This window comes from Neobacillus sp. Fa239, from assembly GCF_055395235.1.
In genome coordinates this window covers 23,379-40,473 of record NZ_AP041612.1, presented here as the reverse complement: position 1 = coordinate 40,473, position 17,095 = coordinate 23,379, and the positions used below count along the sequence as shown (strand labels likewise).

The window sequence follows — 17,095 nt, the reverse complement described above, 5'->3', positions numbered from 1 at the left end:
AAAGGTGCGCTACTTAAAATTGTAATTATGTACCAAAATATTATGTAAATACTTCCGTATTGTAAAAATGAAAAAAGAGATCACTAAAGATCTCTTTTGATTATGATTAAACCTTGAACTTTGTCTTCCCAGTATTCAAAATCTCAACATCTACTTGAATGTCTCTCAGTGAATTCTTTGTTAATGGGAATGAATTTCTATGTGTCAACCGCCTCCAGTCTGCATACCGATGGCGAAACATTTTTTCTTCCAAATGGTACACGTCTACATTACTTTTCAGACCTGCGGTATAAGTCTTGCGAATCTCCGCTTTGATTTTTGCCACGGCTTCCGCTTGCAACTGATTCATTGTCGTCTGTTCGCTCAATTGCGTAATACTAGCGTGAACTTTGATGTGCATGTTGTACGCTGGGGTTCCCATCGCCAAGAACTCAGGCGTCACTTTTACATTAGTAACCTTACAGGTCAATAACGCTTTGATGTTCTCTTTGCCATCGAACAAAATGAGTGGGGTATTATTCGTTTGATTTTCCAACCAGCGTACCCCCATCAATTCTCCCTTGGACACCCAGCGCGGTTTCTTTTCTTGATGTAAAATTATCGCTCCGTTAACCATCATCTCAGGCAGTTTCACCTTGCTTTTTTTCCAGCTGTTTTTTTCGATTGAAAGCGTCGGTACTATAATTGAAGTACTTGGTTCCGAATAGAGTGCTACAAATTCCAAGAATTTCAGCGGCCGGATTATGGAATGCTGTTTGTAATGACTTTCTGGAGAGTGCAGTATTGTCAATAGCGGACCCTGAGGGAACATCGGCGTGATTGTGAATAGATCATCCATCGGTTCCTTTGTAGTATAAATCCAAGGCGTATAGTGAGTCTCGTGAAAACGTTCAATCGAATCCAATGTTTCATTCAGATGCATTTGCATCGCTTTCTCTGAGAACACTACTGCCGATATTTGCCCAAAATGAGTCCTTTGCTGTGTGCTATTGTATAGATTATGCCACGCTGCCGAGTATGAAGAGCCTTTAGATTTGCCTACCACTATGTTGGAGGCGGCTTCCTCAGGGTTGACACCTTCAGATTTACCTACAGAACCGAAATCAACCATCTGCGCATAAATGACAAACTGATTATCTACGTAATCAATGCCGACTGCCGAGATGTAAGACATGTCCTGCAACACTTTGTAATCCCAGCAACCTGTCAAACTAGGTAAAACGAAAAGCAGGAGCAATAAGCGACACACTGAACACTTCATTCTGAATCTTCCCTTTGCTTCTGGGTTTTTTTTGTCCCAAGAAATTTCGGCGGAGTTCGTTGAAAAGGTTTCGGAAATTGAATGATGGATTTGATCGATTCAACGTCGAGAGGATCGTTCATTTCTGACAGGTACGATATTCCAAAAGATTTTAACGTCGACAAGTACAGCAGGATAGAAAAATAGGCTATTATAAACCCGAATAAGCCGAGCAGGCTCGAAAGCAGCATCACGTATGTCCTCATAAAAATCATTGTTGATCCTAAGGACTGGTTTATTAGCACAAACTGCGCCATTATTGTTATCGCTGTAACCACAATGACGTTAGGAGAAGTGAGCCCTGCACGAATAACTGCATCGCCACAGATCAAAACTCCCACAACTCCTACTGTTTGTCCCACCGGCTTTGGTAATCGTAAGCCGGCCTCATGCAACAGTTCAAACAAAAAGAGCATGGCAAATGCTTCAATAGGTGGCGAGAATGGAACACCAAAGCTATTTAACGAACTTGTTGCCATTAGAGGAAATGGAAGATGTTCCGGATGATACGATACTAGAGCGAGCGCAAATCCTGGCAGGAGCACAGTAAGAAACAACCCGAAATACCTCATCAGCCGCTCAAACGCTGCAAAATAATACGGAGAGTACATATCTTCCGCAGATTTTATTAAATATTGCAAATTGACTGGCGCTATTAAAGCGGCAGGAGCACCATCAATTAAAATGCAAAACCGCCCCCGTTGTAACGATTCCACCACAAAGTCAGGTCGTGTATTATAGTTAATTAACGGCATCAACGTATAAGGAGAATCGGCAAGTAAATCCTCTAGCGGGGAGACTCCGTTGACAATGTCCACGTCAATGGAATTTAACCGCTTTCGTGCCTCTTTCAATACTTCCTCGTTTAGCACATCGGAAAGGTATATTAGGGAGACTTTGGTCTGGCTTCGTTTCCCGAGCACAAACGACTCATTGCACAGTGACGTACTCCGTACCCGCTTCCGAAGCAGAGCAACATTGGTCTCCACTGACTCCGTAAACGAGTCGCGTGCTCCTTTCACTGACACTTCATATGTTGATTCTTCCGGCTGGCGCTGGGGAAGTTTAGCGATATTCAGCGAGAACAACTCGCCTGTCCCTTCAAATAGCAGCAACAGTTTGCCCTCAAAAACATTCGTCACAATCTGTTGCTCTACCTCTTTTCTACTTCCTTCCAGTGAAACCGGAACTAATGGCAAGGATTTGTTTTGCTCCAACTGTGGAAGCACCACGTAATTAATTTGTTCACAATCAGCAAGTCCGGTGCAAAAGACGAATACTACCTTTTCTTCAAGCAGATCTGTTCCATATTCATGCGTCTGGATTTGCACATCTGCACATGAGGTAAACAGGCTGCGTAATCCTTGCTCTTGAAATGTAAAAGACATAGTGACTCACCCTTTTTTGGATTGGATTTTGTAGCTGAAGATCAAGAGCAACAACGAGATCAGAACGACCACCGGAAGAAATAATGGAATGTAATAATTTTTCAACAGTGCGTAGAAATCCGTATCGGAGAACGGTACCATAGCAAGGACCAACACAGCACAACTGATCACCCACAGTAAGCCATTCTGCACCCGTTTATTTTTAAAATTCAGCACATCCACACAAAGGTACAACGACATAGCAATACGGATCACTGCCCCCGACATCCATTGGTAAAATGCTAAAAAGTCCAAATGTGTAATATACTTTGTGATCTCCACCAAACGCCATTCCTCATATGCCGGGTATCTTTGCTTTACTGCGAGATGCGGCCCGAACTCCGCAATAGCAGCGAGAAGCGGTCCAAGTGTAAGCCCAACAAGGATCATTCCCAGTATTAGCAAATGCCTAAATTTCACCTTTTGTTTAATATGTTGCTGAAAAAGCAGGAGGAACAAAATCTCCACTAAGCCGCCAGCCGAGTACAAACTACCTTTCCATATTGGCCCCCAGCCGTTTTGCAACATCGGCAGCACCCAAGAATAGTGCTTGTAATGCATGTTAGACAACATAACAAAAAAACCGAACAAAACCACAGCAGGCAGGAGGACTGCGGACATTTGGGCAATCGAGGAAATGCCAACTCGAGCTATAATCGAACAGAGGAGCAAGGTACAAAATGTAATGACAAAGGTCGGTGTCTCTTTCAAAAAATTGATGGAAATCCAGTCGGTTGTGTCTTTCAACGTTATAAACGAATTTGCCAGCAAGAAAAACAATAACGGGATAACAATCAATAGAAACGCCAGATTTCCAAAATGCTGTTGAATCAACAACGTCAACGATTGCTGTTTAGTTTTTCGCATGATGTAGTATAAAACTCCAAGCCACAATAAAAAGGGCGGAATGGAGACGAGCACTGAAATCCACGCATCTCTTCCTGCTTGATCGAGTATTAGTGGAATCATGAGAACATGATTCATCAACCCAGTCGAGAGAATGACGATCATTAGAGCTGTACTTGTAAAAATTTTCGTAGAACTCATTGCTAACAAATCCTCATTCCCTTGCAACAGTTTTAATAGTGATAGATTTTCCTCAATTCTTCCACTTTATTCCTTATATAAAAAGATAGTTATTTTTTAATTCTAAAAACTGTATATATACCCAACTTTTGTACATATTAATCCCTTTTTTCATAATTATAGGATCCATAATAGACTGATTCGGACAGAAAGTTGTATGAAAAACCACCTTTTGCAGCCGATTAAAAGTAATCAGAATCTTGCTACTATAAAGTTAGTTAATAAACTCTATGAATTGGAGAAACTTATAGAATTTTTCAATTTATTGTATTTCCTAAGGAGAAACTGAAGATGGAAAATTTTGTTTACGAAACACAAGCAGCCAGGGTTATCTTCGGTTTAGGAGTGGTAGGCGAAGTTAGAGCGGAGCTAATTGTTTTAGGAGCAAAAAAAGCATTAGTCCTATCAACACCTGGCCATGAAAAAATGGCAACTGAAATGGCTGAATTAATTGGGGACGTATGTGTCGGAATCCATGCAAAAGCGATTCAGCATGTGCCTATAGAAGTTGTAGAGGATGCACTTAAAGTTGTGAGGGAAAGTAAGGTTGATAGTCTTGTTTCAGTAGGAGGGGGTTCCTCCATTGGATTAGCAAAAGCGATTGCTTTATCTACTTCTCTTCCGATTGTAGCTGTTCCAACAACATACGCTGGATCAGAAATGACCCCGGTGTGGGGAATAACGGAAAATGGGATCAAAAAAACTGGTACTGACCTGAAAGTCAAGCCGAAAACTGTCATCTATGATCCCACGCTTACTATTACCCTGCCAAAAAGTTTAACTGTATTGAGTGCAATGAATTCGATGGCACATAGTATTGAAGGGCTTTATGCTCCTAAAGTGAATCCGATCATCTCTCTTTTTGCTGAAGAGGGGATAAAGGCAATTCGTTCAAGTTTACCCAATATTATGAAAGATCCTATTGACTTAAATAATCGTTCTAAAGCTCTATATGGCTGCTGGCTGAGCGGAACGGTTTTAGGGTCTGTGGGAATGGCTTTGCATCATAAGTTATGTCATGTATTAGGAGGAAGCTTTGGCCTTCAGCATGCTGAGATCCATACTGTCATTTTACCTTATGCGGTTTGGTACAATGCCAGTTATATTCCTAAAGCCCTTAAAATCATGGCACGTGCACTTGGTACGGAGGAAGAGGATGTAGCCGGTTTCCTTTTTGACTTCAGTAAATCTCTTAATGCCCCAACTTCTTTAGCTGAAATTGGGATGAAAGAACAGGATTTGGATCGAGCTGCAGAGCTTGCTTCAAACAATCCTTATTATAATCCAAGGTCAATTACAAAACAGTCCATTAAACAATTACTAGATTGTGCATTTAGTGGTGAACGTCCTCCTAAAGGAATGGAATTTCGAGTTATGGCAGATCATTGGATGTTGGATCTGCCATTCTAAAATTTATCGGGGATTCATTCCAAAATATAATATTTGCCCATAAACTGGCAAAACTTATTTGTGGTGCGAGTGGCTTCCGTTTGTTTAGTATAGGAGTAGGTTAAGGAAATGCTATAAAAATTGGATGAGGAAAATAATATGTTAGTGGCAGGTGCATTTTGTCTAATTTTTTTTATGATATGAATAAAGATAATTTAAAATTTTTATTTAGTTGTTAAATAGCCTTTACTAGGGATCGAAAAATGTAAAAAGTGTGTCCAAATAACTATGACTCTAATATAAGGAGCAAGACAATGGATCAAGGTCTAACTTCAGTGAATAATTCAGATATTGAATTTCATCCAGGCCATATCTGGTTTAAAGGGGAACGTTTTATTCTGGTGGATGCCGAAGCATTAGGAATGCTCATTCGTGACCTTATTTCAACATTAGGACGTGAAAGAGCAAGGGCGTTCCTCCTTCGTTATGGGTGGGAATGTGGATATAAAGATTCGATTTCAATTAAAAAGTTATTTCCTAATGCTTCCCAGGAATTTCTCCATCAACAAGCTCCAATTTTTCATATGCAAGAAGGCGTTGTTCAAGTTGACTTACAAGCTCTTAGTGTGGATTATGAACAGAATAAGTTTTATATGGAAGGAGTTTGGTTAAATTCATATGAAGCAGATCAATATATTAAACATTTCGGTTTCGCCAAAGATCCGGTGTGCTGGACATTAATTGGATATGCAAGTGGGGTCTCATCAGGAATTTTTGGACGGAAAATATTATATAAAGAAGTGACTTGTGTTGGTCGTGGGGATGCTGAGTGCCGGTTTGTTGGAAGAACAGTAGAAGAGTGGGGAAATGAAATCGAACAGGAACTGTCTTATTATGGGGAAACCAAAATTGCGGAAGAATTAGAAGAGGCACATCGGCATATTCAAAAACAACATAAAATGTTACAACGAATTATGAATATACATGAACAGCTAAACCGGATGGTTCTTTCAGGGCAAAGCAGGCAAGCTGTTATAGATACTATCGGACAAATGGTCAATTCGCCTGTAATTGTTCAAGATAAATATTTTCGTCCGCTTTCATGGTGGCTGCCTAACAAGGAAAAATCAAGCATAGACCCATACCTCATTCAACCGGAAATAGAGCTTTTTTCAGAATTTCACCATAAGCTTAGACTGTTAGATGAGGAAAAATGTGCGAAAGATTTTATTGTTTCGGATGATCCAACGTTTCTAAACAGGACTGTTGCCCCAATTGTTCTTGGCGATGAGATAATGGGATATTTATCGGTCATCCATGTTGAAGGAACAGATAATGAACTAAGACAAATGATTACCGCGCGCGCTGCCGCTGCTATGGCAGTAGATTTATTGAAAGAAAAAACGGCATTGAATACTGAACATAAATTAAAAGGTGAATTTCTTGATGAATTGTTATCCGGTGTAACACCTATTGAACAATTAGTGAAACGAGCAAATTTTATGGGATATGATTTTGGAAAGCCGCACCGATTTATGCTTGTGAAAATTATTCAACAAGGAAACGGCAATGGCTTTATTGAAGATCAAGATCTGCCTATGAATCTCCGTAATGAATTATTAAATATTGTTCGAACTAAACTTCACTCTTCTAAAAGTAATGCTTTAATTGTTGAGCGAAGAGGGGAGATTATCCTTTTGGGGCCATCAGATCCAAATGGATTAGATTTTCAAAAGGTAGCAAAAATCCTACAAGACCACCAACAGAAATTATTTGCAAATATAAAAACTTCCATTTGCATTAGTCGTGAAGCGATGTCCATTAAGGTACTTCAAGCCTTATTTGAAGAATGTTCAAACATGATGAAGGTTATGACTCGACTAGGACGTACAGGTGAAATATTTTTTGTGGAAGAAATGAACATATTTGACCTATTGTATGCAGGCTCTGCTCAAGAACAACTTCTTACGTATGCAACTAGGACGCTCGAAAAGCTTCTCAGATATGATGAAGAAAGTGGTGGAAATACTATGATCTCTACCCTTCACATTTTTCTTGCAAATGAATGCAATCTTCAAAGAACAGCAAAAGACTTGAATGTTTCACTAAGTGGCTTGAAGTATAGAATTCATAGATTAAAAGAAATTGGTGAGATCGATTTTAATCATGCTGACCAAAAATTTAATCTTCAACTTGCTTTAAGAATTCTGAATGCCAATGGAAAGATTAATTTATTAGAAGTATAAAATCATATGGATCATGTTAAAAGGAGAAAAATTTGTTTTCTTCTTTTTTTGTCTTTTTTATAGGTATTTAATACATTTCCAACAAAATAGTCTGATTCGGACAGAAAGTTATAAGTAAATCCATCTTTTGTAATCGGTTACAAAGAATAGTGATCATGTTATTTTAGAATAGTTGAAATATTCAATTAAATCGAAAAAGAATATGAAGTACTCTGTTCATTGGAAAAAAGGAGGTGAATAAACGGTTTTATTGTAGATTTAATTAGCCCTTTATTCAAAACAAAATAATTAATGAAAGTGAGGAAGACACAGTGAAAAAGAAATATGTATTGTCCTGTGCAATGTGTGCGGCACTGGCATTAGGCGGTTCATTTGCTACACCTAGTTTCGCTCAAAGTACGACAGTTATCCCAGAAAGTGCCACTCCTGGGCTTACCAACTTTACTGACTTAGGTGAAGCATCTGCAGACGCGACATTAAATGTGAATTCTTACTTGCAATTACAAAATAAAGAACAGTTAGACCAAGTCCTTGCGAGTCACCAAAAACTAACGCCTGCGCAATTTCACGCTCAGTTCTCTCCAAATGGGAACGCCTATCATGCTGTAGTGAATCAATTGCAAAATGCTGGTTTAACCGTTAATGGAACAACGGATAACAATCTAGTGATTGACGCATCTGGAACAGTTGCGCAAATTGAGTCTGTTCTTGGGACTGACATTCATCAGTTTCAGGACAGCAGCGGCAACACCTTTTTGGCGAACACGACAGATTATCATGTTACAGGTCCACTTGCCAATCAATTAGCCGGAACCTCCGGAGTGAACCAAATGGCCACTCCGAAACCGATGATTAAGTCAACTGAAGGTCCCGACTTAACAGTCGGCCCTCCGAAACCAAGCAATTTCTTTAATGGTAACAACAGTGCAAAAATTCAACAGGCTTATAACTTTACATCAGTATACAAAAGTGGGCTTGATGGAGCAGGACAAACCATTGCCATTGTCGATGCATACGGTAGTCCGACGATACAGTCAGATTTACAATTGTACAATCAAAAAGTTGAGCAAGGGGCGTTCGGTGCAGATGAACCGCTTAATTTAGAGGTCATCTCTCCTCCACCAGGGTTAGGATTAACAAAGCAGCCCGTTGACAAGAACGTTGTCGCCTCGTGGGCAGGCGAAACAAGCATGGATGTCGAGTTGGCGCACGCAGTTGCACCTGGTGCAAAGATTTTGTTGGATGTAACGAAAGATGATGGTAATTCACTGTTTCTTGATGTTAATAAGCTGATCGACAAAGGGTTGGCAAACCAGATATCGCTATCATGGGGAGCCCCAGAGGAAAATATGTCTACCTCACAGAAACATGCGGTGAATGAAATGTTTGCCCAAGCAGCCGCTGAAGGCATCAACGTATTTGTTTCATCGGGTGATGACGGTGACTTTGCAAAACAGCTTGGACAAACGGATGTCTCATTCCCTGCATCCGACCCAAATGTGGTCGCAGTGGGTGGTACATCATTGTTCACGAATAGTGATAACTCCTATCAGAATGAATTCGAGTGGGGTGACACTGTTAAAATTGCTGGTGGAATCTTAGTGTTGCCAAAGAATCAATTTTGGATGGGCACAGGCGGCGGTGTGAGTAACGTCTTTGCTAAGCCAAGTTGGCAGACTGGTGTTCAGGGACTAGACAGAAACATATCACACCGTCAGCTTCCTGATGTAGCATTTAACTCCGACCCCTTTACAGGTTTTTCAATAGTCCAAAACGGTGTTGTCAAAGATGGTTGGGGTGGAACAAGCGACGCTGCACCACAGTGGGCAGCCATTTGTGCACTTGCCAACCAAGGGCACATGCAAAAAACGGGCAGTCCTTTGCCGTTCATCAATCCACTGTTGTATTCGATGAATTCATCTTCATTCCATGATGTGCAACATGATAACTATTCCTACATCTATTGGGCACCCATTGTACCGGGAGGTAATCCAAAGCCATGGAATGTCTTGATGGGAACTGACACTTCACTCCAGGCTGGCGCAGGCTGGGATGATGCGACTGGATTGGGTACACCTGACGTTTCCAGCGTGGTAAACAACCTGGCAAACGCAAACTAACTCCATAATGATTTTTGGTGATTGCCAACATATCAATATGTAAAAAATGCCAGAAGGGAATCACTCTCTTCTGGCATTTCTTGATTATAATGTTAAATGGAGAAAAGTCACAGTTTTCTTCTTTTTTGTCTTGTTTAGACAGATTTCTTTATGAGAAACCGAACGAAATAGCTGGTCACAATTTTTAGGTAGAGTGTTATGATTACCCTAAATTATTAGCACGAAGGTATCAAATATTTTTATTTTTCTTGATTAAGTTTTTCAAGGTATCGTTTATAGGCTGCTTTTAATGCAACAATTACGGAATTTGTAGAGGGAGCAAAGTAATGCTTTTCAACTCTCTGAATAAGTTGATCTATCCCATTCGATAGGTCAAAACCGACCATCATTCTGCTAAAAAAATCTTTTGTTAAATTTGCCAAAAAGGTAAATTCCGCATTAATAATGATGTTTGTATTCGGATCAATCTCTAATATAATTCCAGCGTGTTTATATACTTCATACATTGCGCTTCCTTGAGGTGCCTTAGCATATGCAGTGACTAACACAGTATTTAATTCTGGTAGGTTTCCCATTGTTGTGCCTCCTAATTACTGAACCAATTTATAGCATATAAAAGATGTTCCGAAGGATACATTAAATGATTTTTATGGGAAGCAGTGATTATTCTAAGTGTCTCCACTCCATCCGGTAATATGACAGCCTAAATAAAACAATTCTTTATTCTACATTTTGTGGAGAACTAATTAGTAAGAAGGATTAATAGGAATTGATAATAAAATCAGGGGGCAACATAATCATTGTGAAATTCATAAAGGATATTTAACTATTATAAAATTTTTCTAAATTGAAAAGGAGATTGGCTGCATGTCCAATGTAAATCTTGCAATTATCTTTTATAGTGCAACAGGTACAAATTATCATTTAACACAATGGGCTTCCGAGGGTGCTACTGAAGCCGGTGCAGAAGTTAAGATCTTAAAAGTTCCAGAATTAGCTCCTCAATCCGTAATTGATTCAAATCCTGAATGGAAGAATTATGTTGAAGAAGTCTCAGTATGTGTTCCAACTGTAGCACTTAGTGATTTAGAATGGGCAGACGCAATTATTTTTAGCATACCTACCCGTTTTGGTAATATGCCGTCTCAAATGAAACAATTTTTAGATACTACAGGTGGTCTATGGTTTAATGGAAAACTTAAAAACAAAGTAGTAAGTGCCATGACTTCTGCACAAAACCCACATGGTGGTCAGGAGGCAACCATATTATCATTGTATACAACGATACACCACTGGGGAGGTATTGTTGTAACTCCAGGATATACAGATTCAGTCATATTTGGAGCTGGCGGTAACCCATACGGCACAAGTGTTACTGTTGATCAGAATGGTAAAATGGTGGAAGACGTTACCGCTGTACAAGCTGCTGTTAAGCATCAGGCAAAACGTACAGTTACAGTAGCAGAATGGGTGAAAAAAGCGAATCAATATTCAATATAGCAAAGTTATTAAATCTTTGTATAAAGATGATTTCAATCTCTTTGCTCCGTGAAAAAACAATAACTGCACTCTTTTGTAAAGTTGTTGTTGGGTTTAAAATTAAGTCTGAATATTTTGGCTTGCGATATTAAGATGCTTTTTGTAACTGGAAGGAGAAACACTATGAAAAAGTTGATAGTCAAAATGATGTTCATTTTGATTTCATTATTGCTTATTAATGGTTGTTCGAATAATAATCCGGATAATTCAATTAATACAAATAATACCAATACAAATAAAACTGACAAACAAGAGGGGATAAATAATACTAGTAGAACTAAAGATACCAAAAAGATGACTGTTACAACAAGAATTGATCCAATTAAAGATCAACTAAACAAAATGACATTAAATGAGAAAATCGGGCAAATGATTATCGCAGGATTTGATGGTACAAACGTTAATTCAAGTACACAAACCCTTATTAATAAATACAAGCCAGGCGGGTTAATCCTCTATCAAACGAATGTTCAGAGTGCTGCACAATTAGTAAACTTAACAAATGCAATTAAAGCTGTAAACAGTAAGAATAAGATACCATTATTTATATCCGCCGACCAAGAAGGCGGAAGGGTTCACCGTATGCCAGCTTCAATCAAAAACACACCTAGTGCAAGACTTATTGGAAATACAAATAATGAAAAATATGCATATAATATCGGTAATGTAATAGCCAAAGAATTACAATCCTTTGGATTTAACACAGATTTCGCTCCTGATCTAGATATCCAAACGAATCCGAATAATACAGTTATCGGGGACCGTTCATTTGGAACAACTTCCGGTATTGTTTCAAGATTAGGGGTTAGTATGATGAAAGGGATAAGTTCTGGGGAAATCATTCCAGTTGTAAAACATTTCCCTGGACACGGTGATACTTCTGTTGATTCTCATTTGGAACTTCCATTAGTAAAGAATGATCTAACTAGACTAAAAAAGGTTGAATTAGTTCCTTTTAACAATGCTTTCAAAAATCAAGCTGATATGGTGATGGTTGCCCACATATTAGTTCAAAAAATTGATCCTAATTATCCTGCCTCAATGTCAAAAACCATTATTACAGATCTATTGCGGAAACAATATGGATTTGGAGGTGTGGTCATTACAGATGATATGACAATGGGTGCTATTGCCAAGCACTATACGATGAAAAACGCAGCCGTAAGAGCCGTAAATGCGGGGGCCGACATTATTTTAGTTGGACATGGAATGGATAATGTGGCCATAGTCTATAACAGTATTTATTCAGCTGTGAGAAATCATACCATTTCTGTAGATACTATAAATAAGAGTGTATACAGGATTTTAACTTTGAAACATAAATATAATGTTAATAATAATAAAGTTTCACCTGTAAATGTAACGAATCTAAATAATCTAATAACAAATACGATTTCAAATGTTTCTGTGTCCACGAATAATTCAAAGAATAAATTACTTTCAAATATAGCAGCGAAAGCAAAATTAGGTTCAATCATAAACGTTGATTTCCATCTAAAAACCACCACGATTGATCTTGTCAGAAAGCTCTGGGGAAAAGAAGATAAAAGAGAATATATTGCTGCAGCGAATGGGACGTATTGCACATATAATAAATACCATGTAGTTGTTGCTTATAATAAAGGGCTACAACTGTTTGAGATTCGCTCCTATGATCCTGGTTTAAAAGCCTTAACCATTAAAGATATAGAGGATTATTTTGGTTCTCCTAAAACAGATGTTAAAACAAGTAACAAGGAAGAAATTATCAGCTATTCAGTTGGAAACAATACATTAAAGTTTGTTTTTCCTTTTGGGACTCAAACCTTGATTCTTGATCATTACTCTATATATAACGGATCCTTGGCAAATAATAATATGGCTGGGTAATAATAGTATATAAGAATAATTATTTCTACTTGAATGTTATTCTTAAAGTAGTATAATTAATTCAACGATGTTACTTACAATAAAATTCTTAATCGATTGTTGATTAAGATGATGGAAAGATGAAATCTTAATGTTGAAAACTGACCGTTTTCATTAAATTTAAGATAGCCCAGCCAATCCAAAGGAAAAAGCAAGATGTTTATTTCCTTTGGATTGGCTGGGCTTTTTGCTTTGTTTAAAAAATTCGGGAGTGATATCAATGCAAAAGGTAAAAAGTGCAGAAGAAATCATTAAAAAGGTTCAATCAGGTGACACCATCATGGTAGGTGGATTTGGTTTGGTGGGTGCACCATTAAGTTTAATTGAAGAATTGACACGCTTTGATGTGAATCAACTAACTGTGATCAGTAATAATCTCGGTGAACCGGGAAAGGGCTTAGGCATATTATTACGACAAGGAAAAATTAAAAAAGCAATAGGGTCGTATTTTACTAGCAACAGGGAAGTGGGAGAACAGTTTAACCAAGGAAAACTTGAAATTCAGCTTATGCCTCAAGGAACCATGTCTGAATCGATAAGGGCTGGAGGAGCCGGTATTGGCGGCTATTATACAAAAACAAGTGTTGGGACTCAATTGGCAGAAGGGAAGGAAGTACGCGAAATCAATGGAGAATTATTTGTTTTCGAAGAGCCGCTACGAGCAAATGTTTCACTGATTAAAGCTGCAAAGGCAGATACTCTAGGGAATTTAGTGTTTTACAAAACTGCTCGTAATTTTAATCCTTTAATGGCCACAGCAGCTGACTTTGTTATTGCGGAGGTAGATGAGATTGTTGAGCTAGGAGAGCTTTCACCTGAGGAAATCGTCACTCCTCATCTATTTGTAGACGCCATTGTAGAAAGCCATCTCATTTTAACTAAGGAAGGGGTTGTATCAAAATATGCAATCAAATAAAGAAATTCAAGAGTTAATAGCGAACCGGGCAGCAACAGAGCTGAAACCTTATTCTGTCATTAATTTAGGAATCGGAATTCCTACACTAATTGCAAAGTATGTGAATTCAGATGTCGTATACTTCCATACAGAGAATGGAATGCTTGGAGTTCAAGAGTTGAATAGGGAAGAAGATTTTGATCCTAATCTAGTTAATGCGGGAAAGCTTCCAATTGGAGAGGAAATTGGCGCCTCATATTTTAATAGTGCAGACTCTTTTGCGATGATCCGCGGAGGACATGTGGATGTTGCCATCTTGGGGGCCCTGCAGGTTGATGAACAGGGGTATATTGCAAACTGGGCTATACCGGGAAAAAATATCATGGGAGTAGGAGGAGCAATGGATCTTTTAAGCGGGGCGAAAAAGATTATTGTTACGACAAATCACACCGCCAAAAATGGAGATTCCAAAATAGTTAAAAATTGCACATACCCGATTACATCCATTCGTAAAGTTGATTTGATTATTACAGAATTAGCTGTATTTGAATTCCAAAATGATCAGTTAGTATTAAAAGAATTAATGCCTGGTGTCAGTTTAGAAGAAGTTCAAGAAAAGACGGATGCAGACTTTAAAGTGATGTCAGTAATTGATGGAGGACAACATGAATAATAAAGTTTATGTCGTAAGTGCACAACGAACAGCAGTGGGAAAATTGGGTGGAGCTCTAAAAGACTTACAGCCGGATGATCTATTACTTCCATTATTTCAGAATTTAAAAGAAAAGAATCTGCTACCTGAAGATGTTATTGATGAAGTGATTATTGGTCAGGCAAAACAGAGCCAAGACCAAGCCAATATTGCTAGAGTGGCTCTTTTAAAGGCAGACCTGCCCGAGTCAATTCCAGGGTACACCGTAAATCGCCAATGTGGATCGGGTATGCAGTCTATTCAAAATGCTTTCTTGGCAATTAAAGCTGGTCTAGGTCATGCCTATATTGTAGGTGGGGTAGAAAGCATGAGCAATGCCCCATATTATATTCGAAATGGACGTTATGGCTTTCTTTCAGGAAACAGTGAAATTCTCGATCCGAATAAAGAAAGTCAACCGGGTTCCCAACCGGTGGAGAAGTACGGAAGACTTGTAATGGGAATGACAGCAGAAAATCTGGCTGAAGATTATTCGATCTCCCGTGAGGAGCAAGATTTATTTGCATATGAAAGTCAGCAAAAGGCACTTAACGCTATTGAAAATGGAGATTTCCAGAACGAGATTGTACCTGTAACAGTTCCACAAAAAAAGGGAGAATCCATTATTTTTTCTACTGATGAACATCCAAGGAAAACAGATTTAGAAAAATTAGCGGCTTTAAAACCTGTGTTTAAGAAGGACGGAACAGTCACTGCAGGGAACTCATCTGGATTAAACGATGGTGCATCTATGTTGTTAATGGTTTCCGGTGAAATGGTGGATCGCTATCAATTAGAGCCTTTAGTAGAAGTTGTAGGATTAGGAATTTCAGGGGTAAAGCCAGATCGGATGGGAATTGGGCCTGTTGAGGCAACAAAAAAAGCGTTAAGCATGGCAAATATACAAATTGAGGATTTAGATTTAATTGAACTTAATGAAGCATTTGCTGCTCAATCGTTAGCTGTCATAAAAGAACTGGGTTTACCAATGAATAAAACGAATGTAAATGGAGGAGCCATTGCACTAGGGCATCCGATTGGAAACAGTGGTGCTAGAATTAGTGTGACACTTATACACTCTATGTTGAAAAGAAAGTCGAAGTGGGGGCTTGCTACCCTTTGTATGGCTGGCGGACAGGGTATCGCAACGGTATTTCGGGCGCCGGTTTCCCCGTGAAATTAGAGGTTGGAGTGCTTTATGTTCATTATTCTGAATAATAAAACGAAACGAATACATTAGGAGGAACGATCATGCGTAAAACGAAAAAAATATCATTTCTAGAATTAGTTCAGGAAAACAAAAAAACCCTTCTTAACAATAACGAGGAATTAGAAAGAATTGAAAAACGTATTGAAAAACGTCATGAAATAAAACGATATAAGCAAAAATCATAAAATCATAAAATCATATGGACGGTCATCTCATGATATTTTGGGTGAAAATATTTGATCAAAAAGGAAAAGAACTTGAAATTGAAAATAAAGTCATTGGTGATATTCTTTTTGAATCTGAAGAAGCAATTGCATTTTTTATTCATGCAATAAGAAGCAATTTGCCGCTAAATTTCCAGTACAAAGTGATTCCAGAAAACCACGCTGATGTTCACTAAAAAAATTGGATAGGTTCCCGGTGTCCAAAATAGAAAATATATGACGCGAACAAATTTTTTGACATTCATTAAATTATTTTATACAATTATCTCGAATTCAAAATAATAGAAATCGAGAATTATGATTTTTTATATTTTTGATTCAAAATAAAATATTCAAATTAAACAAAAGGAATGGTAAAAAGAAATGACAAAAGTATTGTATATTACAGCACACCCACTCAATGAAACACAATCGTATAGTATGGCGGTTGGGAAAGCATTTATTGATACTTATAAGGAAGTTAATCCAAATGATGAAATCGTTCATATAGACTTGTTTAAAGAAAACATCCCACATATCGATGCCGATGTATTTAGCGGATGGGGGAGCTCCAATCAGGACAGGCATTTGATACACTTAATGATGTAGAAAAAGCAAAAGTTAGCCGTTTAGGCGAGTTAAGTGACCAATTTGTGGGCGCAGATAAATATGTTTTTGTTACACCATTTTGGAATTTTTCATTCCCTCCTGTTATGAAGGCTTATCTTGATTCGGTTTCAGTGGCCGGGAAAACATTCAAATATACTGAAAACGGACCTATTGGACTACTAACTGATAAAAAAGCATTGCACATTCAGGCACGTGGTGGAGTTTATTCAGATGGTCCTGCAGCTCAAATGGAAATGGGACATCGTTATTTAAGTATAATGATGAGTTTCTATGGAATTCCGGCTTTCGAAGGGCTATTTGTAGAAGGACATAATGCCATGCCAGATAAAGCACAGGAAATAAAAGAAAATGCTATTGCTCGTGCTAAAGACCTTGCTCATACATTCTAGTTTGATAAAGTCGAAGAGATAGACCCATGTCGGGTCTGTCTTTTTTAATAGTGTGAGAGGGT

Annotated in this window: 14 protein-coding genes and 1 pseudogene; 11 read left to right on the top strand and 4 right to left on the bottom strand. The window is 38.3% G+C overall.

The window, feature by feature from the left end:
- Nucleotides 1–106: 106 nt before the first annotated feature.
- Genes ACZ5XR_RS28495 through ACZ5XR_RS28485 form a run of 3 tightly spaced genes read right to left on the bottom strand, consistent with a single transcriptional unit; the run spans nt 107 to nt 3,774 of the window.
- Nucleotides 107–1,261 carry a Ger(x)C family spore germination protein gene (locus ACZ5XR_RS28495; RefSeq protein ID WP_464502683.1) on the bottom strand — a complete coding sequence of 385 codons (1,155 nt, stop codon included), beginning with the start codon at nt 1,259–1,261 and terminating at the stop codon, nt 107–109.
- Nucleotides 1,258–2,688 carry a spore germination protein gene (locus ACZ5XR_RS28490; RefSeq protein WP_464502682.1) on the bottom strand — a complete coding sequence of 477 codons (1,431 nt, stop codon included), beginning with the start codon at nt 2,686–2,688 and terminating at the stop codon, nt 1,258–1,260. The genes ACZ5XR_RS28495 and ACZ5XR_RS28490 overlap by 4 nt, the downstream gene beginning before the upstream one ends.
- A 6-nt stretch (nt 2,689–2,694) precedes the next feature.
- Nucleotides 2,695–3,774 carry a GerAB/ArcD/ProY family transporter gene (locus tag ACZ5XR_RS28485; protein WP_464502681.1) on the bottom strand — a complete coding sequence of 360 codons (1,080 nt, stop codon included), beginning with the start codon at nt 3,772–3,774 and terminating at the stop codon, nt 2,695–2,697.
- A gap of 330 nt (nt 3,775–4,104) precedes the next feature.
- Here ACZ5XR_RS28485 and ACZ5XR_RS28480 point away from each other — a divergent pair, with 330 nt between their 5' ends.
- The 3 genes from ACZ5XR_RS28480 (at nt 4,105) to ACZ5XR_RS28470 (ending at nt 9,568) form a co-directional block, all read left to right on the top strand.
- Entirely contained in the window at nt 4,105–5,223 is a 1,119-nt protein-coding gene (locus ACZ5XR_RS28480) for a maleylacetate reductase (RefSeq protein WP_464502680.1), read from the top strand.
- Nucleotides 5,224–5,516: 293 nt separating this feature from the next.
- Complete coding sequence (locus tag ACZ5XR_RS28475) at nt 5,517–7,448, top strand: XylR N-terminal domain-containing protein (protein WP_464502679.1); 1,932 nt, start codon at nt 5,517–5,519, stop codon at nt 7,446–7,448.
- 311 nt (nt 7,449–7,759) lie between these two features.
- The gene (locus ACZ5XR_RS28470) at nt 7,760–9,568 is read left to right on the top strand and encodes a S53 family peptidase (RefSeq protein ID WP_464502678.1); all 1,809 of its coding nucleotides are present in this window, start codon (nt 7,760–7,762) and stop codon (nt 9,566–9,568) included.
- 239 nt (nt 9,569–9,807) lie between these two features.
- Here ACZ5XR_RS28470 and ACZ5XR_RS28465 read toward each other — a convergent pair whose 3' ends face one another.
- Nucleotides 9,808–10,143, bottom strand: coding sequence for a DUF3870 domain-containing protein (locus ACZ5XR_RS28465; protein ID WP_464502677.1), 336 nt, complete (start codon nt 10,141–10,143; stop codon nt 9,808–9,810).
- A gap of 292 nt (nt 10,144–10,435) precedes the next feature.
- On the opposite strand from ACZ5XR_RS28465, the gene wrbA reads away from it, so the two are divergent.
- From wrbA to ACZ5XR_RS28425, 8 genes and pseudogenes are all read left to right on the top strand, one after another.
- Entirely contained in the window at nt 10,436–11,068 is a 633-nt protein-coding gene (wrbA, locus tag ACZ5XR_RS28460) for an NAD(P)H:quinone oxidoreductase (protein WP_464502676.1), read from the top strand.
- Nucleotides 11,069–11,230: 162 nt separating this feature from the next.
- Nucleotides 11,231–12,976 (top strand): beta-N-acetylhexosaminidase, encoded by a 1,746-nt coding sequence (gene nagZ / locus ACZ5XR_RS28455; RefSeq protein ID WP_464502675.1) that lies wholly within the window; start codon nt 11,231–11,233, stop codon nt 12,974–12,976.
- Nucleotides 12,977–13,235: 259 nt separating this feature from the next.
- Nucleotides 13,236–13,931 carry a CoA transferase subunit A gene (locus ACZ5XR_RS28450; RefSeq protein WP_464502673.1) on the top strand — a complete coding sequence of 232 codons (696 nt, stop codon included), beginning with the start codon at nt 13,236–13,238 and terminating at the stop codon, nt 13,929–13,931.
- The gene (locus ACZ5XR_RS28445) at nt 13,918–14,583 is read left to right on the top strand and encodes a 3-oxoacid CoA-transferase subunit B (protein WP_464502672.1); all 666 of its coding nucleotides are present in this window, start codon (nt 13,918–13,920) and stop codon (nt 14,581–14,583) included. Before ACZ5XR_RS28450 ends, ACZ5XR_RS28445 begins: the two co-directional genes overlap by 14 nt.
- Nucleotides 14,576–15,778 carry a thiolase family protein gene (locus ACZ5XR_RS28440; RefSeq protein ID WP_464502671.1) on the top strand — a complete coding sequence of 401 codons (1,203 nt, stop codon included), beginning with the start codon at nt 14,576–14,578 and terminating at the stop codon, nt 15,776–15,778. The genes ACZ5XR_RS28445 and ACZ5XR_RS28440 overlap by 8 nt, the downstream gene beginning before the upstream one ends.
- Before the next feature lie 74 nt (nt 15,779–15,852).
- Entirely contained in the window at nt 15,853–15,996 is a 144-nt protein-coding gene (locus tag ACZ5XR_RS28435) for an FbpB family small basic protein (RefSeq protein ID WP_464502670.1), read from the top strand.
- A 29-nt stretch (nt 15,997–16,025) separates the two neighbouring features.
- Nucleotides 16,026–16,211 carry a hypothetical protein gene (locus tag ACZ5XR_RS28430; RefSeq protein ID WP_464502669.1) on the top strand — a complete coding sequence of 62 codons (186 nt, stop codon included), beginning with the start codon at nt 16,026–16,028 and terminating at the stop codon, nt 16,209–16,211.
- A 187-nt stretch (nt 16,212–16,398) separates the two neighbouring features.
- A pseudogene (locus tag ACZ5XR_RS28425) lies at nt 16,399–17,033 on the top strand (FMN-dependent NADH-azoreductase).
- The last annotated feature ends 62 nt before the right edge of the window (nt 17,034–17,095 follow it).